The 21,476-nt window shown below is 59.1% G+C and carries 18 protein-coding genes, 2 tRNA genes, 1 pseudogene and 1 riboswitch; of the genes and pseudogenes, 14 read left to right on the top strand and 7 right to left on the bottom strand.

What is annotated here, in order from left to right; translation table 11 throughout:
- Positions 1-46: 46 nt before the first annotated feature.
- The 6 genes from gyrB to F4V54_RS04155 all read left to right on the top strand — a co-directional run bounded on the left by gyrB (position 47) and on the right by F4V54_RS04155 (position 10,938).
- Positions 47-2,128: a DNA topoisomerase (ATP-hydrolyzing) subunit B gene (gene gyrB / locus F4V54_RS04180; RefSeq protein WP_150386352.1), complete on the top strand. Its 2,082-nt coding sequence runs from the start codon at positions 47-49 to the stop codon at positions 2,126-2,128.
- A gap of 82 nt (positions 2,129-2,210) precedes the next feature.
- Positions 2,211-3,089 (top strand): alpha/beta fold hydrolase, encoded by an 879-nt coding sequence (locus F4V54_RS04175; protein ID WP_150386351.1) that lies wholly within the window; start codon positions 2,211-2,213, stop codon positions 3,087-3,089.
- Positions 3,090-3,134: 45 nt separating this feature from the next.
- The gene (locus F4V54_RS04170) at positions 3,135-3,494 is read left to right on the top strand and encodes an adhesin domain containing protein (RefSeq protein WP_034665054.1); all 360 of its coding nucleotides are present in this window, start codon (positions 3,135-3,137) and stop codon (positions 3,492-3,494) included.
- A gap of 219 nt (positions 3,495-3,713) precedes the next feature.
- Entirely contained in the window at positions 3,714-8,591 is a 4,878-nt protein-coding gene (locus F4V54_RS04165) for a G5 domain-containing protein (protein WP_249041226.1), read from the top strand.
- A 450-nt stretch (positions 8,592-9,041) separates the two neighbouring features.
- On the top strand, positions 9,042-9,917 hold the full coding sequence (locus F4V54_RS04160) for a hypothetical protein (protein ID WP_150386349.1): 876 nt from the start codon (positions 9,042-9,044) through the stop codon (positions 9,915-9,917).
- A gap of 121 nt (positions 9,918-10,038) precedes the next feature.
- A complete protein-coding gene (locus F4V54_RS04155; RefSeq protein WP_150386348.1) occupies positions 10,039-10,938 on the top strand; it encodes an alpha/beta fold hydrolase in 900 nt (299 codons plus the stop codon).
- Positions 10,939-10,987: 49 nt separating this feature from the next.
- On the opposite strand, the gene tenA is transcribed toward F4V54_RS04155, so the two are convergent.
- The 7 genes from tenA to F4V54_RS04120 all read right to left on the bottom strand — a co-directional run bounded on the left by tenA (position 10,988) and on the right by F4V54_RS04120 (position 14,907).
- On the bottom strand, positions 10,988-11,653 hold the full coding sequence (tenA, locus tag F4V54_RS04150; RefSeq protein ID WP_150386347.1) for a thiaminase II: 666 nt from the start codon (positions 11,651-11,653) through the stop codon (positions 10,988-10,990).
- 4 nt (positions 11,654-11,657) lie between these two features.
- The gene (locus tag F4V54_RS04145) at positions 11,658-12,317 is read right to left on the bottom strand and encodes a TenA family protein (RefSeq protein WP_150386346.1); all 660 of its coding nucleotides are present in this window, start codon (positions 12,315-12,317) and stop codon (positions 11,658-11,660) included.
- Complete coding sequence (thiD, locus tag F4V54_RS04140) at positions 12,310-13,164, bottom strand: bifunctional hydroxymethylpyrimidine kinase/phosphomethylpyrimidine kinase (protein WP_282958574.1); 855 nt, start codon at positions 13,162-13,164, stop codon at positions 12,310-12,312. Before thiD ends, F4V54_RS04145 begins: the two co-directional genes overlap by 8 nt.
- A riboswitch (TPP riboswitch) is annotated at positions 13,153-13,249 on the bottom strand. (Overlaps the previous gene by 12 nt.)
- A gap of 50 nt (positions 13,250-13,299) precedes the next feature.
- On the bottom strand, positions 13,300-13,743 hold the full coding sequence (locus F4V54_RS04135; RefSeq protein WP_034665020.1) for a DUF6918 family protein: 444 nt from the start codon (positions 13,741-13,743) through the stop codon (positions 13,300-13,302).
- Between the two features lie 262 nt (positions 13,744-14,005).
- Positions 14,006-14,353 carry a hypothetical protein gene (locus F4V54_RS04130; RefSeq protein ID WP_034665018.1) on the bottom strand — a complete coding sequence of 116 codons (348 nt, stop codon included), beginning with the start codon at positions 14,351-14,353 and terminating at the stop codon, positions 14,006-14,008.
- A 59-nt stretch (positions 14,354-14,412) separates the two neighbouring features.
- A complete protein-coding gene (locus F4V54_RS04125) occupies positions 14,413-14,670 on the bottom strand; it encodes a TetR family transcriptional regulator (protein WP_150386345.1) in 258 nt (85 codons plus the stop codon).
- Positions 14,671-14,682: 12 nt separating this feature from the next.
- Positions 14,683-14,907, bottom strand: a complete 225-nt coding sequence (locus F4V54_RS04120) for a CopG family transcriptional regulator (RefSeq protein ID WP_150386344.1) — start codon at positions 14,905-14,907, stop codon at positions 14,683-14,685.
- A gap of 167 nt (positions 14,908-15,074) precedes the next feature.
- On the opposite strand from F4V54_RS04120, the gene gyrA reads away from it, so the two are divergent.
- The 8 genes and pseudogenes from gyrA to F4V54_RS04080 form a co-directional block, all read left to right on the top strand.
- Positions 15,075-17,588 carry a DNA gyrase subunit A gene (gene gyrA / locus F4V54_RS04115; RefSeq protein ID WP_376997562.1) on the top strand — a complete coding sequence of 838 codons (2,514 nt, stop codon included), beginning with the start codon at positions 15,075-15,077 and terminating at the stop codon, positions 17,586-17,588.
- A 3-nt stretch (positions 17,589-17,591) separates the two neighbouring features.
- Positions 17,592-17,948 (top strand): DUF3566 domain-containing protein, encoded by a 357-nt coding sequence (locus F4V54_RS04110; protein WP_034665008.1) that lies wholly within the window; start codon positions 17,592-17,594, stop codon positions 17,946-17,948.
- A gap of 63 nt (positions 17,949-18,011) precedes the next feature.
- Positions 18,012-18,088: transfer RNA gene (locus F4V54_RS04105), tRNA-Ile, on the top strand.
- Between the two features lie 12 nt (positions 18,089-18,100).
- A tRNA-Ala gene (locus tag F4V54_RS04100) sits at positions 18,101-18,173 on the top strand.
- Between the two features lie 139 nt (positions 18,174-18,312).
- Entirely contained in the window at positions 18,313-19,002 is a 690-nt protein-coding gene (locus tag F4V54_RS04095) for a CPBP family intramembrane glutamic endopeptidase (protein ID WP_150386342.1), read from the top strand.
- Positions 18,999-20,030: a sensor histidine kinase gene (locus tag F4V54_RS04090; RefSeq protein WP_150386341.1), complete on the top strand. Its 1,032-nt coding sequence runs from the start codon at positions 18,999-19,001 to the stop codon at positions 20,028-20,030. The genes F4V54_RS04095 and F4V54_RS04090 overlap by 4 nt, the downstream gene beginning before the upstream one ends.
- Complete coding sequence (locus F4V54_RS04085) at positions 20,027-20,680, top strand: response regulator transcription factor (protein ID WP_150386340.1); 654 nt, start codon at positions 20,027-20,029, stop codon at positions 20,678-20,680. The genes F4V54_RS04090 and F4V54_RS04085 overlap by 4 nt, the downstream gene beginning before the upstream one ends.
- A gap of 319 nt (positions 20,681-20,999) precedes the next feature.
- Positions 21,000-21,476 (top strand): annotated as a pseudogene (locus tag F4V54_RS04080) (hypothetical protein); the annotation flags it as partial.

Genomic DNA, 21,476 nt, shown 5'->3' with positions numbered 1-21,476 from the left:
CGGGTTAGAGACGTAATGAACGCCGTGACAGGAGAGTTTCGGGAAAGTGGCTGAGCAACAACCGCATTATGACGCGTCATCGATCACCATCCTTGAGGGGTTGGAGGCGGTGCGTAAGCGCCCCGGCATGTACATCGGTTCGACCGGTGCGCGCGGCCTGCACCACTTGGTGTGGGAGGTCGTGGATAACTCCGTCGATGAGGCGATGGCTGGTTACGCGGACAAGGTCGAGGTGACCCTGCTCGCGGATGGTGGTGTCCAGGTGGTGGACAACGGCCGTGGTATTCCGGTGGAGATGCACCCGTCGGGCGCACCGACGGTGCAGGTTGTGATGACACAGCTGCACGCTGGTGGCAAGTTCGACTCGGAGTCTTATGCGGTCTCGGGTGGTCTGCATGGTGTGGGTATTTCCGTCGTTAATGCTCTGTCCACTCGCGTTGAGGCAGATATTAAGCGCGACGGCAAGCACTGGATACAGAATTTCAAGCATGCTGTGCCGGATGAGCTCATTGAGGGCGATAACGCCCGGGGCACCGGTACGACGATTCGGTTCTGGCCAGATGCCGAGATTTTTGAGACGGTCGAGTTTGATTACGACACGATTGCACGCCGCCTGCAGGAGATGGCCTTCCTGAACAAGGGCCTGACTATCACGCTGAAGGATGAGCGTGTCTCCGAGGAGGAGCTGGAGCTTGAGGCGATCGCCGAGGAAGGCGACACAGCACAGGCACTTGAAGGAGACTCCTTCGACGACGCGGCAGGAGACGCTGACACGGAGAAGACCGACGACAGCGACGATGAGACTGGTGTCGCGCCGGCCACGAAGAAGAAGCGTGAGAAGAAGGTCACGTACTTCTACCCGGATGGCCTGGTGGATTACGTCAATTTCTTGAACCGTACGAAGACGGCGATTCACCCGTCGATTGTTGGGTTTGATGTAAAGGGCGAGGAGCATGAGCTTGAGCTCGCCATGCAGTGGAACAGTGGTTTCAAGGAGTCGGTGCACACCTTTGCCAACACGATTAATACGCATGAGGGTGGTACGCACGAGGAGGGTTTCCGTGCGGCGTTGACCTCGTTGATGAACCGCTACGCGCGTGAGCACAAGCTGATTAAGGATAAGGACCCGAATCTGACGGGCGATGACTGCCGTGAGGGTCTCGCCGCAGTGATCTCTGTGCGTGTGGCGGACCCACAGTTTGAGGGCCAGACGAAGACGAAGCTGGGCAACTCAGAGATCAAGGGTTTTGTGCAGCGTTCCGTCAATGAACACTTGAATGACTGGTTTGATGCGAACCCGGCTGAGGCCAAGGTGATCATCAAGAAGGCTGTGTCGTCTTCCCAGGCGCGTGAGGCTGCGCGGAAGGCGCGTGAGTCTGTGCGCCGGAAGTCCGCAACGGATCTGGGTGGGCTGCCGGGCAAGCTGGCGGATTGCCGTTCGAAGGACCCGGTTGTCTCCGAGCTGTTCATCGTGGAGGGTGACTCCGCTGGTGGTTCGGCGAAGCAGGGGCGTGACTCGATGTATCAGGCGATCTTGCCGTTGCGCGGCAAGATTTTGAATGTGGAAAAGGCTCGTCTTGATCGCGTGCTGAATAACAATGAGGTCCAGGCGATCATCACGGCGCTGGGCACGGGTATCAATGATGAGTTTGATATTTCGAAGCTGCGCTACCACAAGATCGTGCTCATGGCCGATGCGGATGTGGATGGCCAGCACATTGCAACGCTGCTGCTCACGCTGCTGTACCGCTTGATGCCGGAGCTCATTGCTGATGGTCACGTGTATTTGGCTAACCCGCCGTTGTACAAGCTGAAGTGGCAGAAGGGTGATCCGGGTTACGCGTACTCCGATGCGGAGCGTGACGCGGAGCTGGAGGCCGGCTTGGCTGAGGGCCGCAAGATCAACACGGATGATGGCATTCAGCGCTACAAGGGTCTGGGTGAAATGAACCCGGGAGAATTGTGGGAGACCACGCTGGATAAGGAGCACCGTGTGCTGCGTCGCGTTGAGTTGGAGGATGCTCAGCGTGCAGATGAGCTCTTCTCCATCCTCATGGGTGATGATGTTGCGGCGCGCCGTTCCTTCATTACTCGCAAGGCGAAGGATGTGCGTTTCCTCGACGTGTAGTGCGCGGTGAGGTTTCCGGGGGGCGTCGAAAATTTAGCTTATCGACGCCCCCCGTTGGCCTTTTCTTGGCACAATATTGCCCATGTCCGTGACTGAGCGTTATACCTTGTCGTATCTGCCGGATCATTCGGTGAGCACTGTGTATTGCTTTGATCCGGAGGAGCCTGCTGATGGGGCGCCTTTGGTAATGATGTGGCCGGGGTTTGGCATGGGGGCGCGTTATTACCGGCCGTTGGCGCGTGAGTTGGCGGCGCGTGGCTATTACGTGGCTATTGGGGAGCTGCGTGGGCAGGGCACGAATTCCACGAAGGCGTTGCCGGACAACCAGTGGGGCTACCACAATCTTGCGTCGGAGGACTACCCGCGGGCGATTGAGGCAGCCAAGAAAGAGCTGGGTTTGCTGCGGGATCATCCCACGTTTATGTTGACGCACTCTATGGGTGGCCAGGTGGGCTCGATGTTCCTTGCCCGCCCGGAGGCCAAGGAGCTCAACTTGAAGGGTTTGATGGGCGTGGGCACGGGTAGCCCCTACTACCGCGGCTTCCAGGGCCGCGCGTTTGTTCGCGCTTTGTTGGGCGGGCAGCTCATGGGGCAGGTGGCCAAGCTTCGTGGTTTCTGGCCGGGTGGCGCATTAGATATCGCCGGCTACGGCCGCCAGTCTGGCCGACATGTGTATGAGTGGTCTTTGTTCAATCGGACTAACTCCATTGCGAACCTGGCGGGGCAGGATATTGATTACGCAGAGGAGATTAAGAAGGTCGACGTACCGGTGCTGCTCACGCGCTTCACCGATGATGATGAATGCACCCTTGCCTCCTGTGAGTATCTTCTTGCCCACCTGACCAAGGCACCGCGTAAGGCCGAGGAACTCTCCGGCGGTTTGGGGCATAACCGTTGGGCTCGTGAGCCACGCATCATCGCGGACCGCTTTGAAAAATTCGTGGCGGAAGGCACGAGCTAGCCTTATCGGGGGGCGGCGGACGGGGGAGTTGGCCCAACGGCTGTTGTGGTACCGCAGGCAATCGCCGCCGACGGTATTGGGTATGACAAGAACACCGCGGTGGTGGAACTGTCCCAGCAAAACGCCACTGACCTTGATGCGGGGACGTGTTCCTTCGATCTTTCGGACCAGGAGTCAAGGGCTGGCGCATGGACTGATGCGTGGAATACCGATGCGCAAGCCCCCTACGATTTTGGTGCGATCTTCAGACTGGATGGTTCGCAGCAGCGCACGTTCAATGACGTTTATGTTGCGACCTCTAATAGAAGTGCGCCCTATGATGGCCCGGATGTCCCTGCACTTGACCTTGGGTATCAACGTGAGAACTCCAATAAGGTCAACCACCAGTTAGATCCTTCCCGGTGACATGGGCAGAATCTGACTGCTTTGGACAGTACAACTGAAACGAGATTGCCTCTTTCCGCAGAAAGTTTCTCCCCGCTAGTGTGACTGCGAAATCAGACACTACTAACGGGGGCTTTTTGTTCAGTCAATTTTCATGATCGCCAGTTATTTGGCATAGTAACTAAAATGAACCGGTGGTGGAGACCCCCATCATCATGCGTTGATCTCAGAGGAGACATTGTGGCTACTTCATCACGGCCCACACGTACAGCTACCCGCTCAGCCTTAGCTGCCACAACTGTCGTTTCGCTGGCATTGGGTGCCTTCACGGTTGTTGGTCAGGGACCCTTGAACACCGAGGCCACTGCAGCGGAATTCACTGGCGGTCTCCGTGGTGATGATGGCCAGGGTGCGGTGGAGAAGGAGTCGCAGAAGGCCTCGGACCTGACACCGGGTTCGTGTGAAGCTTCCAGCGACGGAAAATACACCGGTAGTCAGGCTGGTTTTACGTGGTTTAGCACGGAGCCGAACCAGCATAGTCAGGACAAGACGCAGTGGGGCTTGAGTGTCGCTTTTGATAACTCGAAGGACCGTACGTTTGCGGATTGGAGCTTTACCAACTCGGGATTACTCGGCGCCTACCTAAATGCCGGCACGGTTCCTGCCATGGCTGCCGGTCAGACTCTTCCATTTGATAAGGGTCCTGTCACTGCGAAAGCTGATGAGTCCATCGACATCAGCGCGAGCCGTCAACAAAGGAACCTGAACCTCAATGCGGACTTGAGCGAAGACGAGGTCAAGCAGTTCGCGCAGGCTGGTGCTGATAATCCTGTGCGCTACGCATGGCAGGGAAAATATCTCAAGGACAACGTTGACGGCGCGAAAGCTACAACGGGAAACAGCGCTGCTTTTATCGCAGTTGTGAACCCGTGGCCGAGTGAGAATATCGAGTGCAATCCCATCACGGTGAATTGGGAAAGCTTTGATAAGCACGTGATTGTTGAGGGGGAAGAGACCAAGGTCGGCCACATCAATGTCCCAGCGGTGGTCAATGGTGGAACAGACGATTCCCTGTCGCGCATGGTGGTGGAAGCCTATGACGACAATGGTGAGTTCATTGGCAGCTCCAATGCAGCGGCATCTGGTGGTCAGCAGCTCCTTCGCGTGGCCGACAATGGTGATATCTACTTCACTTGGCCCAAGTACCGTGGAACGGATCTAGCGGCGAATAAGAATGTGAACTTCTCTGTGATGGCGTTGCCGCGCAGTGTGGAGCAGCTTCAGGCTGCGGTGAAGAACAACAACAACGGTGGCGAGGGCAAAGCGTTTGACAGTTCTAATTTGCTTCCGCGCTACAACAAGCCGAATGTCATCGATTCGAAGAGCTTCAGGCTGGATGACACGGAGGACCACACCCCGAGGTACGACAAGAACGAGAAAAAGATCATCTCGGGTGTGGATAGCCCGACGGGGCCACTGAACCCTGAGCGCCAGAAAGTGACCTTTACCCAGGTTCCGGACCTGCTCAAGGAACTGGGAAAGAGCAAGGCTGACGGTGGTTTTGAGGTCAGAGTCGAACTGGATGACCAATACGTCCTGGAAGGCTGGGACGTTGAGATGGACGAGGACTACAACGTCACCGTTACTTCCCCGGAGAACCCGAAGCCGAACACATTTGCACGGCCGAAGATCACGGTGGAGTACTCAAACGGTTCCACCGACGAGATCCAGCTTTTCGTGCTGGTGGAACCCAATAACACGCAGGTCACCGATTTGGTGCGCCCGGCCCTTGCAAAGGGCATGCTTGGCCAGGAGATAACGGCCCAGATTGGCACCAAGTCCATCATGAAGGGCCGCAAGCCGGTTGCCCCGGCGAAGTTTGAGGTGGATCCCTCCACCGTGCCAGCGGGCTGGACTGTCACGGTTGATCCGACCGGAAAGGTCACCGCGGTGGCGGACGGTGATCACGTTGAGTTGGGCACAATCATCACTCCGACGGTGAAAGCCACCTACCCGGATCAGACCACAGATGAGGTGGAAGTCCGCTTCCAGATCATCCATGAAATTAAGGTCCCTGAATATGACCGAGTGATGGATAGGCCTGGCAGGGGCGTGACTCTCACTCCAACGATCCCGAAAACGGGCTTGAGTGGAAGCGAGAATGACCTACCGCCTTACCGCTACAGCTTCGACGACGGTGAGAATGAGCGCACTTTCGTGGATGACAGCGGAACGTGGAACCTCAAGATTGATGAGGACACTGGTGAAATCACTACGACGATTCCTCGTACGGCGCCAGAGGGCTACGTTTTGAATATCCCGGTCCTGACTTTCTATCAGCTCGGAGAATCGAAGCATGTTCCGGTGCAGGCCACCATTACCGTTCTCGGCAGCGATATTGTTCCGGTCTACTCGGTGGAGACCACGGGCCCGAATGAGCCAGTGGACCACCAGGTGAAGGATGCCCCGAAGGGTTCCACATTCTCCTTCGGTACCGTTGATGGCCAGCCACTTCTGACCAAGGAGGAAGACGGCTGGAAGTACACGATTAACCCGAATACTGGTGTTGTCACAGCCACTCCACCGGCAAACTCTAAGCCGGGGGATAAGAAGACCATCACTGTGAAGGTGACGGCGCCGGATGGGCCGACCCCGGAGGTGCCCGTCACCACTGTGGTGAAGTTGAGCAATAGTTGGGAAGCTGAGCCGACATACCAGGCTGAAACGGTGTACCCGGGTGAGACGGCTACGTTGCCGGTGCACTTTGATAACCCAGCTAACGCCAAACTGGCCAAGGAAAACCCCTTCAAGATTGGCGACGTTCCTGCTGGCTGGACCGTCACCATTGATGACGAAGGCAAGATCACCGCAACCGCACCCAAGGATGCGAAGGACGGCGACACAGTCGAGATTCCTGTCACGGTGACCTACGAGGACGGCTCCGCGGACACCACTACGGCCAAGGTGACGGTCATTGACGTCCTGGAGCGGGAAATTCCGTTCAAGGTTGTATACAAGTACGACCCGACGGTGAACCAGGGCACCTACCAGGTTAAGACCGAAGGCAAGCTGGGTAAGGAGACCTTGAATAAGGACCGCACGTGGAAGCGTGTGGAGGACCCGGTAGATGAAGTTGTGATCATTGGCACCAAACCGATGAATGAGAAGGTGGAATGGAAGGAGCCGATTCCGTACTCGACGGTCATCCGCGAGAACCCAGAACTCGCGCCGGGTGAAGTTAAGGTTGTCCAGGAAGGCTCGGATGGCGAGGCTACATACACCGCTATCTTCGACGGTATTAACGGCGAAGCAACGGTCACAGAGACTAAGGATCGCACCGAACCGACAGATCGCATTGTTGAGCACGGCCCGCGCCTGAAGGACCAAGAGCTGGTCACTGAGACAACCCGCAAGATTCCGTTTGAGACCAAGATCGTGTTCGATGACAAGCTTGCTGCGGGTGAGCAGGTCGTCGATAAGCAAGGTGTCGTCGGTGAAGAAAAGGTGACAAGCACGCAAAAGCTTGTCGACGGCAAACCCGCCGGCAACCCTGCCGTTCAGACGACAACGGTGACCGAGAAGCAAGACGCTGTCATCCGCGTAGGTACGAAGACCACGGGCTCAAACACTGAGTTTTTCGAGACTGAGGTTCCATTCGGTGTGAAGGTTGAGTTCGATCCGGAGATGCCTGCCGGCACCTCCGAAACTGTCACCGAGGGTAAGCCGGGTAAGAAGAAGATGACGATTGAACGTGGGATCGTCAACTCGCAACCGGGCGACCCGAAGGTCTCTGAGGAAATCATTGAGGAGCCTGTTGACCAGGTGATCAAGGTAGGCACCAAGCAAGCAACGGCAACGGAAAACATGAAATGGACTGAACCGATTCCATTTAGCACCGTCTTGCGGCCAAACCCCGAACTCGCGCCGGGTGAAGTGAAGGTTGTCCAGCAGGGCGCCGACGGCGAAGTCACCTACGAAGCCACCTTCACCGGAGTAAACGGCAAGGCCACCGTGACAGGAGTTGTTTCTCGCCTCAAACCTGAGGACCGCATCATCGAGTACGGTCCGAAGGCTGGTGACACCTCTGTGGTGACGAAGGTGGAAAAGCCGGTTCCGTTTGAGACGGAGATTGTTTTTGATGATTCGCTTGCTGTTGGTGAGCAGGTTGTTGATCAGCAGGGTGAGCTGGGTGTTGAGGTTGTGACGTCGACTCAGAAGATTGTGGACGGTAAGCCGTCTGGTGATCCTGCGGTGACTACTGAGCGCACGAAGGAGCCTAAGAAGGCAATTATCCGGGTGGGTGCTCACTGCAATTGTGATCCGTCTGACCCGGCTGAGCCGACGAAGCCTACCGAACCGACGAAGCCGACGGAACCGACGGAACCGACGGAACCGACGGAACCGACGGAGCCGGGACAGCCTGGTGATCCGACGACGGAGCCGACGGAACCGACGAAGCCTTCGGAGCCGGGACAGCCTGGTGATCCGTCTGACCCGGCTGAGCCGACGAAGCCTACCGAACCGGCGGAGCCCACGGAGCCAACGAAACCTGGCGAACCATCTGATCCTGCTGAGCCCACGACGCCAGCAGACCCGATGGAGCCTACCGATCCGGCGGAACCGTCTGATCCGACGCCGGTTCCGTCGACGACGACGCCGGGTGGTTCTGCTGATCTGTCTGGTTCTGCTTCGAGTGGTGGTGTTGCGGAGCGTTGTGTTGGTAATGCTGTGCGTTCGCCGATTGTGTGGTTGTTGCCGGTTGTGTTGTTGGCGCAGACTGGTGGGAAGTTGATTCAGCCTTATTTGGGTCAGTTGCAGGGTCAGTTGGATGGTTTGAATGCTCAGATTCAGGGTGAGATTGGTCGTCACATCCCTGATGTTGGGCGTGGGCATGCAGGGTATGAGAATCCGCAGTTTAATGAGGTTGTTCGTCGTGTGAGTGAGGCCAATGGTCAGTTGCAGGGGTTTGTGAATGATCCGATGGTGCAGAAGTTGGGTCGGGCTGCTGGTGTGATTTTGGCGTTGGTTGCTGCTGGTGCGGTGTTGTATGACTGGTGTGGTAGACCTCTCGGAGAGGCGAAGACCTCCATCAAAGGCGGTGGATCATCTGAAGAATGAGAAGTCGCTCTAGGAACTGATCAGTGAGGCGGGCTCATTCCCGCTCTACGTACTGGTGCTCCCCGTTAGCCGGCCTGAGAGATCAGGCACGAGCTAACGGGGAGCTTTAGTATGTGCGCAGACGATGTGCACCGGCGTGCACATCGAACGAAAGCCTTGCTTAGTTTGTCCTTAGAGTTCTATATTAATTGGGAGTGGCAAACCTCATAAAAAGATTCTTTTTGATGTGTGTCACTGGAGATTGTGCAGGCACCAGCAGTGACCAACCCTTTTGAGATCTGAGTGTGAACAGCAGGGCGTGGCGCGCTTTTTCTTTGTGCAGTGATCTGGCCCTTTTTCGCTTAATAGTTGGCTAAGCGAGTAACTATTTGGCACAGTGAATATAGATATCCGTGATGGGGCTCCCGTGTGTGGTGCATAAAAGTTAAATAAAAGTTAAAAGGAGTAATTATGGCTACATCAACCCAGGGCGTGCGCCCGACTACCCGTAAATGGATCGCTGCTGCATCTGTTGTCTCTTTGGCATTGGGGGCAGTCAATGTGGTTGGCCCCTTCAGTTCCGAGGCCTCGGCAACACCGTCCACGGTCGAGGTTACGCAGGAGACCGACATTGAAATCGTAGATGAGAAGGGACCCGATACCGAGGTACCGGACACACCCGGAAGTGGACCGGCAGAATCGTCTGAGCCATCTGCTTCCTCAGAGTCTTCTGGTTCCTCTGAGCCGTCTGATTCCTCCGAACCTAGGAAGTCCTCTGAGCTTGCGGGTTTGTCCACTTCGGGTAGCTCATTCGGGCCATCGGATTCGCGTTCATCGAGCATTACGATTACGGCGCGTTGCTTCGGTAATGCTGTGCGTTCGCCGATTGTGTGGTTGTTGCCGGTTGTGTTGTTGGCGCAGACTGGTGGGAAGTTGATTCAGCCGTATCTGGGTCAGCTGCAGGGCGAGTTGGATGGTTTGAACCAGCAGATTAATGCTCGTGTGCAAGAGGAGATGCGTCGTCACGGGCAGAATTCTGATGATCATGGTGTGCATGGCCGTATTGGTGAGAGGCACGACCGAGTCAATGAGCAGTACGGGGAGCAGTTCGGTGAGATTGGTCGTCGTCTGAATGAGGCGAACGGGCAGCTGCAGGGGTTTGTGAATGATCCGATGGTGCAGAAGTTGGGTCAGGGTGCTGGTGTGATCCTGGCGCTGGTTGCCGCAGGTTTCGTCCTGTTTGACTGGTGCAGCAATGAGGTCGGTGAAGCGAAGACCTCCATCAAGGGTGATGGATCTTCTGAAGATGGTTCCTCCCACGACAACGCAGGTGAGTTTGCTCAGTGAGCCGTTCTAGGCACTGCCCAGTGAGGCGGTTTTACGCCAGCTGGTAGCTCAACGGTCGTCCAAGCAGATGCTTGGGCGGCCGTTTGCCTTATCGACGTGTGTGATCTGGCACACTATCCACATGCACGAAACCAATCAGTCGAACGACTACATCTTCGTTGATGCCCCTGTTGTTCTACCGGATGGAACGATGTCACCGGTGTATGTCTTCCCGCCACAACGTGTGGTGGGGAAGAAGCCAAAGCCACTGGTGGCTATTTGGCCAGGCTTTGGCATGGGAGCACGGTATTTTCGGCCGACGGCACAGGAGTTGGCTAATCGGGGTTATCCGGTGGTGATTGGGGAGCTCCGTGGACAGGGGAGGAGTAACGCGAAGGCGACGCGCCGATCGCGCTGGGGCTACCATGACACTGCGTCGCAAGATTACCCAATAACTATCCGGGCAGCGAAGGAAGCGTTGGATCTGCCGGAGGATTATCCGACGTTGCTTCTGGTTCATTCCATGGGCGGCCAGGTGGGGTCATTGTTCCTTGCCCGTCCAGAGGCAAAGGAGCTGAACGTGGTGGGAATGATGGGTGTGGGTGCCGGTAGCCCGTACGTGGAAGGCTTTGTGGGCGCGGATCGCCGCCGGGTGGCCTATGGCAGTTTGTTCATGTCGGCTGTGTCCACGGTCTTTGGGTTCTGGCCAGCGGGGCGGGTGGATCTGCCTGGTTATGGCCGTCAGTCAGATGTGCACGTACGGGAGTGGACGCGGTTCTGCCACCGGAATTCGTTGGCTCATCTGCGGGGCCAGGACATGGATTATGAGGCACGGATGAAAGAGGTCACCGTGCCTATCTTGCTCACCCGGTTCACGGATGATGAGGACTGCACTTTGGCCTCCGCCGCGTGGCTGGCCGAAAAGTTCAACCCGGATCTTGTTCACGTTGAACAGATCAACGGTGGCCTTGGGCACACGCGCTGGGCGCGCACACCGGGGCGGGTTGCGGACCGACTAGATCGCTTCGTGGAGGCTCTATAGAGGCTCAGTAGAGGCTGTCAAGCCTCTACAGGTTGGGCGGTGCTGGTGTCTACTGCGAGTCGAGGGCCTGCTGCCAGAAGTCCGCTTCTAGGCGGGTGGCGGTGCGGAAGATATCCAGGAGGCGCTCGTAGCGTTTCGTGCCCGTGATGTTAGTGGCGGGGGTGGCCAAGAGATCGTCGAGAAGCGAGGTCATGTACTTGGCCTGATTCTGGAAATCGTCGCCGGAGTACTCCTGGATCCACTCGGCGTACGGATGATCCGGGTCTGCGGCGAGCTTCGGCTCCAGGTAGGTGCCAATTTCGGCGTAGCCGATCTGGCAGGGGGCCAGGGCGATCTGCAGCTCCAGCAAATCCCCAGCCATGCCGGTGTCCAGCACGTAGCGGGTGTAGGCGACGGTGGCCTGCTTCTCCGGCGCGGAGTCGAGTTCTTCGCTGGTGATGCCCCAGCGCTCCGTCAGGCGGCGGTGCAGATTCGTCTCATGGATGGTGGCGGACAGACCTTGTGCGGCTGATTCCACCTCACCCAGGGTGCGGGCCTTATAGGCGGCCAGCGCGTTAGCGCGGGCGTACTGCACGAGGAAGAGGTAGTCCTGCACCAGGTAATCCTGGAAGACCGGTAGTGGCAGCGTGCCCTGGCCGAGGTCCTCCACGAACTTGTGGTGAATGTACGCGTCCCACTCGGGGGTGTCCTGCTTGAGTAGCTCCAGAAGATTCATCGTCTTAAACCTCGAGGGGTTGCTCGTAGGAATTATTGAAAAAGTCCAGTTCAAGTGCCACGGCACGGCCAAAATAGTCGCTGATGATCTTGCGATCGTCCTCGCTGCGCTGGCCCAGGCGGTCCACCTCACTGCGGAGGAAGGCCACGAGGTCGTGGAATTCCGGGTAATCGTGCAGTTCAATCCACTCGTTGTGCACGAAGCTCTCTGGGCGCTTTTCCGGGGCCTTGATGGCCCAGTCGAGATAGAGCCATTCCGCTACCACGAGCACACCAAGTGCTGCGGCGTAGGAGCGGGTCTCCGCGGCCTCCCGCATCAGTCCGGTGAATCCCACGCACGCGGGGGAGTCCGGAGTGTTGGCACGCAGATCCTCGGTTACGCCCAGCGCCTCAAAAGAACGTAGGAAGTACGTGTTCTCATCCCCGGCGACCTCGCCGATGAACTGGGACAGGCGCAGGCGTGGGGCAAGATCGTCCGCCGTGGACACCGCTGCGCCGAGCAACTGCAGGAAACTGTCCAGGAAGCGGTAGTCCTGCACCAGGTAGCCGGCCATGACGTTGTTGGGGATCGTGCCGCTAAAAAGCTCCTGCACAAAGCGGTGATTGATGGCGGCGTCCCACGTTTCGCGGTGAGCGTCGCGCAATTCTTCTGTGAATCTAGGCATTGTTCCCCCAAAGATTGTGGAAGTGGTGGACAGGGCCGTGGCCTTGGCCCACATTGAGCTGGTCAGCGTGCTTGAGCGCCGCCGTGAGGTAATCCTTTGCCTCACGCACCGCGGGCTCCATGTCCATGCGCGGCAAACGCGCGGCCACCGCAGCCGACAAAGTGCAGCCCGTGCCGTGGTCATTCGTTGTAGCAATGCGCGGGGCGGTCAGTTCAACGCGCGTGTCCGGGCCCGCCAAGATGTCGGTGCTCAGCTCACTCGTGTGTCCCTCCAGGTGGCCACCTTTGAGCAGCACCCAGTCACACCCAAGAGCAAGAAGCTTATCGACGTTCCCCCGCATCTCATCCACCCCATCCATCTCCCCCTCCAAACCGAGGAGCACGGACGCTTCGGGCAGATTAGGCGTAATCAACGTCGACCGGGGCACCAGCTGCTCACGCAATGCGCCTTCCGTATCCGCGTCGAGCAAACTATCCCCACTTTTAGCCACCATCACCGGGTCAAGAACCACCGGGCAGGTTGCCCGGTCGGTGTATGTGTCCAAGGCTTTCGTGATCGCTTCGATGATGCCGGCGTTGGCCACCATGCCAATCTTCACCGCATCAACGTGCACGTCCTCAAACACCGCGGCCGCTTGGTCAAAGACGAAGTCCGGGTCCATCGTTCGGATGGAGCGCACGCCTTGGGTGTTCTGAGCCACAACAGCGGTGATGACGCTCATGCCATAAGCGCCCGCGGCTGAAAAAGCCTTCAGGTCAGCTTGGATGCCGGCCCCGCCCGATGGGTCCGTGCCGGCAATAGTTAAAACGTTAGGTATGCGTGTTATAGGTACACGTGTGTCAGTCACAGACAATTCCTCCGCGAATACTAATTCGATCAGGTTCAACGGGTGTGATCTCAGCCGCCTGTGTGCGGCACCCCGTGTCTTACAAAGGCTTAGGCTACCAAGCTCCTGGTAGCCATGGGCCTATTTAGGTGGCGATTATGCCTGAGCGTGTTCTTCCAGGACCTCGCCCAGCTCCGGCAGCGCCGGTGTCACAATGCCGGCGATCTTTCCACGCATGGAGGAGTACACCTTGCCCACTGCAGCCGGTGCCTTGTCTGCAAACGCATCGCCGATCTTGAGTACTGAGTCAGTCACCTCATCCTTATGCGCCGCGAGGTAGGCGCCGAAATCGTTCTGGCCCGCGTCGCCCTTGTAGGTGGCCCAATGCGGGTTGAGTTCCTTCACAATGCTGGGCAGCACCTGCTGAATGCCCTTTGTCAGTGCATCTGCGTCGGCTTTCTTCGCGGCAGCCAGCGCCGACTTCACGGCCATACCGGTGAGTCCAGACAAGTTGTCCGTGGTCTTTTCTGCCAGGGCAACGAGACTTGCCACGACCTTTTCGCGGACGGGGCCTTCAAGGAGTGAGTTCAAATCAGTCATGATCTTTACTTTAAGGACTTCCCGCCCGTGAGGACACAATCAGGGCTCGGTCGGGTGCTTCGGGGGTAGTTCCGGGGGCTGCACGAGAAAGTCCCGCTGACCAACTCGGCCAGCGGGACTGAAAGGTTAAGTTGCAGTTCTTCCGCCACAGTTCCACTAGGCTATTTCACACCAGTCACTGCAACCACAACAGCAACAAATGTAACAGGCTGATCGTGGATACGCCACACGGGGGTATGTGGGGCCCGGGAGATCTGGGGATTTAGCGGTTCTGAGGCTGCTGCGGTGGGAGGAACTGCTCCTTGAGGCGATCCAACTCTGCCTTTACCGGCGGGATCTGGGCGACCAGCACCAGCACACCTGCTGTGGCGGCGAAGGCGAGGAACAGGGACAGTGGTGCGAGACCGGTGTAGGCGCTGCCAAATGGTGGCTGTTCCGGCAGCTCCACTCCCGGTGGAAGTTCCCCGGCATTGTCCTTGTTCTTCCGTACGGAGTCGGTGGAGCTGCTGGTGGTCTGCTCAGCAGCTACAGCGGTGGGGGCGACCAGCAGGGATGCGGAGAGGGACGCGGACAGTGCGGCTGCTAGGGCAGTAGACGTGAGCTTCTTCATGCCAGGGATCTTACCCCGGAGAGATTGCCGCTGAAAGTGATCAGGTGTACCAGCCGGTGTTAGCGGCGCAGGTAGATTTCCGCGGCGACAATGGCGAACTCCTTGTTAAAAGCCGTGAGCGGTTCCAGGCGTTCGATGCCGCGGGCAAGAGCAGTGGCGGCTGCGGTGGGGGAGTCGAAGACGGGGATGCCTTCGATCCGTGCGCCGGGGATGGCAGCGGCAGCGCAGATAGCGGAGAAACTACGAACGGCGGTGGACCACTTCGCGCAGGCCTCATCAGCGATGATGAGCAGTTGTTCGGGACTAAGGGGAGTCATCGGCTCAGCGTTTTACTCCGCCTCATGCGGCCGCGCCCGGCGGATGCGGGCGGCCAAGGCGGGGCGGCCGGGGATGGTGTGTTGGGCGAGGGAGTGCACGGAGGCGTCGTCAAGCAATCTGGAGGCGGCAATGGCGATGGCGCGCTTCGCTGCTTCTTGCTTGCTGCAACCCCACGCACTGGCGAGTAGAACGAGGGCGCGATCCTCTTCAGCGGACAACCTGAGCGTCATAGCCATGGAGCGATGGTATCACTCTGATACCGTATGGCGTGGGCCCAAAGGCGCAGAAGGCGCGTAAACTGCCTAGAGGATCTATCTCTAACCGAAAGGCCAACACCTTGAGTGACGATATCTTCGGCGGTGAGGCCGGCGACCGCATCCTCCCCATTGACATCAATGAGGAGATGCAGACCAGCTACATCGACTACGCCATGAGCGTCATCGTCGGCCGCGCACTACCTGACGTGCGCGACGGCATGAAGCCGGTGCACCGCCGCATCATCTACGCAATGTATGACTCCGGCTACCGCCCGGAGCGTTCTTATGTAAAGTCCGCGCGCCCGGTGTCTGACACGATGGGTCAGTTCCACCCGCACGGTGACTCCGCTATTTATGACACGCTGGTGCGCCTCGCCCAGCCGTGGGTCATGCGCTACCCGCTGGTAGACGGCCAAGGTAACTTCGGCTCCCGCGGTAATGACGGCCCGGCGGCCATGCGTTACACGGAGTGCAAGATGACGCCACTGTCCATGGAGATGGTGCGCGATATCCGTGAGAACGCCGTCGATTTCTCCCCGAACTATGACGGCAAGGCGCAGGAGCCGGACGTGCTGCCGTCCCGTGTTCCGAACCTGCTGCTCAACGGCTCTTCCGGTATCGCCGTGGGTATGGCCACCAACATCCCGCCGCATAACCTGGGCGAGCTGGCGGAGGCCATCTACTGGATTCTGGACAACCACGACGCGGATGAGAAGACCACCCTGGATGCGTGCATGGAACGCGTCAAGGGGCCGGATTTCCCAACCGCCGGCCTCATAGTCGGTGACCAGGGCATCAAGGATGCCTACACCACCGGCCGCGGCTCCATCCGCATGCGTGGTGTCAGCGAGATCGAGGAAGTGGGCACGCGCCAGGTCATCGTGATCACGGAGCTGCCGTATAACGTCAACCCGGATAACTTCATCTCCGGCATCGCCGAGCAGGTCTCCGCGGGCAAGCTCACCGGCATCTCCAAGATCGAGGACGAGTCCTCGGACCGCGTGGGCATGCGCATCGTGATCACCCTCAAGCGCGACGCCGTGCCGCGCGTTGTGCTGAACAACCTGTACAAGCACTCGCCGCTGGAATCCAACTTCAGCGCCAACATGCTTTCGCTTGTGGACGGCGTGCCCCGCACCCTCCGCCTCGACCAAATGCTGCGCTACTACGTGGCCCACCAAATCGAGGTCATCGTCCGCCGCACCCAGTTCCGCCTCGACGAAGCGGAAAAGCGCGCGCACATCCTGCGCGGCCTGGTCAAAGCACTGGACATGCTCGACGAGGTCATCGCCCTCATTCGCCGTTCCCCAACGGTCGACGAAGCACGCGCAGGCCTGATGAAGCTTCTCGACGTTGACGAGATCCAAGCCGACGCCATCCTCGCCATGCAGCTGCGCCGCCTGGCAGCCCTGGAACGCCAGAAGATCGTTGATGACCTCGCCGCCATTGAGGCCGAGATCGCCGACTACAAAGACATCCTGGCCAAGCCGGAGCGTCAGCGGGCGATTGTGGCGGAGGAGCTGAAGGAGGTCGTCGATAAGCATGGTGATGAACGCCGCACCCAAATCGTCGCCGCAACCGGCGATGTGACCGAGGAAGACCTCATCGCGCGCGAAAACGTCGTGGTCACCATCACCTCCACTGGCTACGCCAAGCGCACCAAGGTGGACGCCTACAAGTCGCAGAAACGCGGCGGCAAGGGCGTGCGCGGCGCTGAGCTGAAGCAGGACGACGTGGTGAAGAACTTCTTCATCTGCTCCACCCACGACTGGATCCTCTTCTTCACCAACTTCGGCCGTGTTTACAGGTTGAAGGCGTACGAACTGCCGGAGGCCGGCCGCACCGCACGCGGCCAACACGTGGCCAACCTGCTGGAATTCCAACCGGAAGAAAAGATCGCGCAGATCATCCAAATCCAGACCTACCAGGACGCCCCGTACCTGGTCCTGGCCACCCGCGACGGTCGTGTGAAGAAATCCCGGCTGACCGACTACGAGTCCGCGCGCTCCGCCGGCCTCATTGCCATCAACCTCAACGAAGGCGACGCCCTCATCGGTGCATCCCTGGTCAGCGAAGACAGCGACATCCTGCTCGTTTCCGAACAGGGCCAGGCCATCCGCTTCACCGCGGACAATGACCAGCTGCGCCCCATGGGCCGCGCAACCGCCGGCGTGAAGGGCATGCGCTTCCGCGGCGACGACCAACTCCTGGCCATGACCACCGTTAAGGACGGCGACTACCTCCTCGTGGCCACCTCCGGCGGCTACGGCAAGCGCACCCCGATCGAGGAATACTCCCCGCAAGGCCGCGGTGGCCTTGGTGTCATGACCTTCAAGTACACCCCGAAGCGCGGCAAGCTCATCGGCGCCCTGGCCGTGGAAGAAGACGACCAGATCTTCGCCATCACCTCCGCCGGCGGCGTCATCCGCACCGAAGTCAACCAGATCCGCCCGTCCTCGCGCGCCACCATGGGCGTCCGCCTCGTGGATCTTGCCGACGGTGTTGACCTGCTGGCCATCGACGTCAACGTCGAAGACGAAGGCGAAGAAGAAGCCACCGCAGTAGCCAAGGGCGAAAAGACCCTCGAGGACGTGGCGGGTGCTGCTCCCACGTCTTCCGAGTCCGCACCGGCGGAGTCTGCTTCGGAATCTAAGGAGTAACCCATGGCTTCACGCAAAGTGACCGTAACGCAGGTCGACCCGATGAGCGCCTTCAAAATCAGCATCTGCATGGCGCTCGTCGGCTTCGCCGCGTGGCTCATCGCGGTAACAATTCTGTACATAGCCGTCGACGCCTTCGGCGTCGTCGACTCCATGAACTCCCTGATCAGCGGCGTAGGTGGGGACACGGCGATTAACTTCCCGTTCGTCCTCGCGATCGCCGCTCTCCTCGGCGCCATCGGCGTGATGTTCGTGGCACTACTGGCCCCGCTCACCGCCTACATCTACAACGCCCTCACCGGACTTGTCGGTGGCGTTGACGTGCAGCTGGCTAACAACCGAAAAACACACGCAGTTTAGGACGCTAACCAGGCGATTTGTGTTTGTGCGGGTCGCCTGGGTAATGTTCTAGAAGTTCCGAGCGGGCCTATAGCTCAGTCGGTTAGAGCGCATCGCTGATAACGATGAGGTCGCAAGTTCGATTCTTGCTAGGCCCACCAATTCGGAACAAAGGGGCATTAGCTCAATTGGTAGAGCGCCTCCCTTGCAAGGAGGAGGTCAGGAGTTCGATTCTCCTATGCTCCACAGCACGTGGAACCCGTCAGCCGTGATTGGCTGGCGGGTTTCCGCATTCTCCCCGACCCCCGCCTGCGCGTACCAGACTTAGAAATTGTCCCCTTTCGGGGGACGCCGACGCGGGAGGGCGGCCGGTTAGCTGACATCCATGGTGAAGAAGCTCAATGCGCAATGGATTCCGGCTTTCGCGTCGACACGGATTACGCCGGGGATGTGGGTTTTTGCCACTGTGTATGTGGCGTGGGGTGTGCGCGGCTATTTCTTACGCGTTGAACCACCCGTTGCTGCGCCGGCCAATGTGTTCATCGCGTGCGTTGGGGTGTGGGCGTTTTGGGGTGTGATTAGGCATGATGCGCGGGGTGTGCGAGAGGTGGTGCGGGGACCGTCGATAATGCTCAAAGCTTTGGGGCTTTTCTTCGGAGCGCTGCTGGTGGGCAGTCTGGTTTTCAGCGTGCTGCACGGCGTCCTGGGGTTGGACGATTATGTGTTGCGCAACGATGCCGCAGTGGGTGATGTGTTCTCACGTCTTCCGGCGCCGATCAGCCTGTTGTGGATGGGTGTTGCCGGCCCTCTGGGGGAGGAGTTGTTCTTCCGCGCGCTTTTGATGCGACTGTTTCTACGTTGGTGGTCGCCTGTGTGGGTGATTGCTGCGTCATCGCTCATCTTCGGACTGGTGCACGCCGATGGATTGACAGCTGCCGAGTTGGTGTTTGTGGTGCCGCATATTTTTGCAGGGCTTGGTTTCGGGCTGATCGCTTGGAAGGGTGGTATTGTTCTGTCATTTCTGCTGCATGCAGGGATGAACTCCTTCTCGTTGCTTTCTCTTCTGGCTCAATGATGAATCGCTTTTCATTGCTTATCGACGCCTCCGTGGCCACCCTCATCACCACCTGGCTTTGGCTCCCGCGTGGGGGTTACACCGTGGGCAGTGTTGCGCTGTGCGTTGGTGTTGCGGTTGCGGTTGCGCTGAGAAGACGGTGGCCACGGGCGGTTCCGGTGGTGGTGTTTGTCGCGACGGTTGTGGGCTGGTCGCTCGGCAGTATCAATGACCCTTTCATTGCTTTTTCGTGGAGCCTCATCCCCATCGCGGTTGAACATTGGCGCGCCATCCGGCGCTGGCTGCCTGCCCTGTGGGTCGCAGTCATCGCAATTGAGCTCATCGCTGTCGACGGTGTCGGGGTACTGGGCGCTGCACCGGTGGCAGTGCTGGTCAGCCTGATCATCGCTGAGGCCGAGGGCCACCAGCGGCACCTGGATACCCGCGAAACCGAAGTCGCGTTTGCGCAGCATACCGCCCGTGAACTGCATGACGGCATAGGCCACAGCCTGTCTATCATCCGGGCCGAAACAGGGCTGTTACTGATGTCACCACAGGTGGCCCAGAGCGCGGGGATTCAAGACTGCCTCACCCGCATTGACCGGCATGCCGAAGCCGCTTTTACCGCGCTGGGTCAGATCGTGGAGGCCTACACCGGTAGCGGGGAAAGCTCGGGTGGTTCGCTTGAATCCACCGCTGCGCTGACCATCCACGAGGTCATCGCTGCCGACCGGGCTGCTGGTTTAGACATCACTGTCCACGGTTCAATTCCCGGAGGTGAGATACCCGTGCAAATTGTGCAGGAGATGGTGAGGAATGTGAGGCAATATGGCGCTAACAAGCAATGCGCCCTGCATTTTGAACACTGTGACGGGCAATGGGTGGTGCGCTGTACAAACGCCGTCGATCCAGCCCGGGGCGGAGGATTGATGAACCTCACGGCTCGCGCGGAAGCCCTCGGCGGGAGCGCGCGGTGGGGCTGCGTGGACGGCTTGTTTAGCGCGGAGGTCTGCCTTCCCGTCACGCCTGAAACGCAAGTACAAGCATGACCCGTCACACCATTGTGCTTGCGGATGACAACTCCGAACTCCGCACCATCTACCACCGCGCCATCGACCTGACCGAGCACCTCCATGTGGTCGGCGAAGCCAGCGATGGTGCGGAGGCCGTCCGGCAAATCAACCTGCGCCAACCCGCTGTTGCGCTCCTGGACATGCGCATGCCCGAACTGGACGGGCTGGGGGTCCTCGGCGCGGTAGATACCCAGAAGACGAAAGTAATTGTTTTCACCGCATTCAACGAGGAACGCTACGTCGAACCCGCACTACGGCTCGGTGCCGCCGGCTTCCTTCTGAAGAACTGCTCGCCCCGCGATGTACTCGCCGGCATTGACGCAGTTCTTGAGGGTAATGCGTGCTTAGCCCCCGAAGTGGCGCGCCGGGTCCTCGACACAATGCAGTCCCAGGCACATGACAAGAACACCACCCGCGCTGCGCTCCTGCGTGTGCCCCTCAGTGACCGTGAACGCCAGGTCATACGCCTCCTTTCCCGTGGCATGAGTAATCGCGATATCGCCGCCGCCCTCGTCGTGGAACCCGAGACCGTGCGCACGTACCTCAAACGCATCTTTGTTAAAACAGGGATAACCAACCGCACCCTCCTCGCCGTCGCCGCGTTGGAGGCCGGCTTGGATCTTTAACGTGGCTGAAGGGGCCTGGCCGGTCCACACTGTGAACGAAACTGTCAAAGTGTTCATCATCTTTCGGACTTTGATTCGCAGTTTGAGGCGGGGTTGTGCAAAGTGACCTCGCGCGCGCCGGGTTTTGGGTACAAAGAAAGAAAATTTCGTGCACAAAATCTAGAAGGGTGGAAATATGCGCAGAAGCTTATCGACGGTGGCTGCGGTCAGCTTGACCATTGGCCTCGGGGTGACGGGTTTGGTGCCGGAGGCGGCGGCCACACCATTTGGGTCGGTGGCGGATCTGACGCCGATGTCCTCGGTGAAGGCGGGGGAGCCGATGCGGGACGTGGCTCCGCGCGAAACAGCGGTGTACCGCAGTGGTCTGCCAGCGGTGGCGCCCAGTGGTGAGCCCGGCACCGTCTTGGCGGAGGTGCCCCTGGACCCACGAGCGGGGTTGAGCAGCGCATCGAAGCAGTTCAGGGTGGCGTACACGACGGTGGATCAGCACGGACAACCAGCGACGAGCACCGGAGCAGTGTTCTTGCCCAAGGGGGAGAAACCCGAGGACGGTTGGCCGGTGCTGGCGTGGGCGCATGGGACGGTGGGGTTGGGGGATGAGTGTGCGCCGTCGATAAACGCACGATCGGCGCGTGATGCGGAGTACCTCAACCGTTGGCTCGACGAGGGGTACGCGGTCGTGGCCACGGACTATGTTGGGCTGGATTCGCCGGGGCTGCACAGTTACCTGAACGGCAAGGTCGCGGCGGCGAACGTGGTGGATTCCGTGGCGGCGGCGCACGCGATGGCAGGCACG

Source organism: Corynebacterium tuscaniense, from assembly GCF_008693065.1.
In the GTDB taxonomy this organism is placed as follows: domain Bacteria; phylum Actinomycetota; class Actinomycetes; order Mycobacteriales; family Mycobacteriaceae; genus Corynebacterium; species Corynebacterium tuscaniense.
This window is presented reverse-complemented; position numbering and strand designations above follow the sequence as displayed.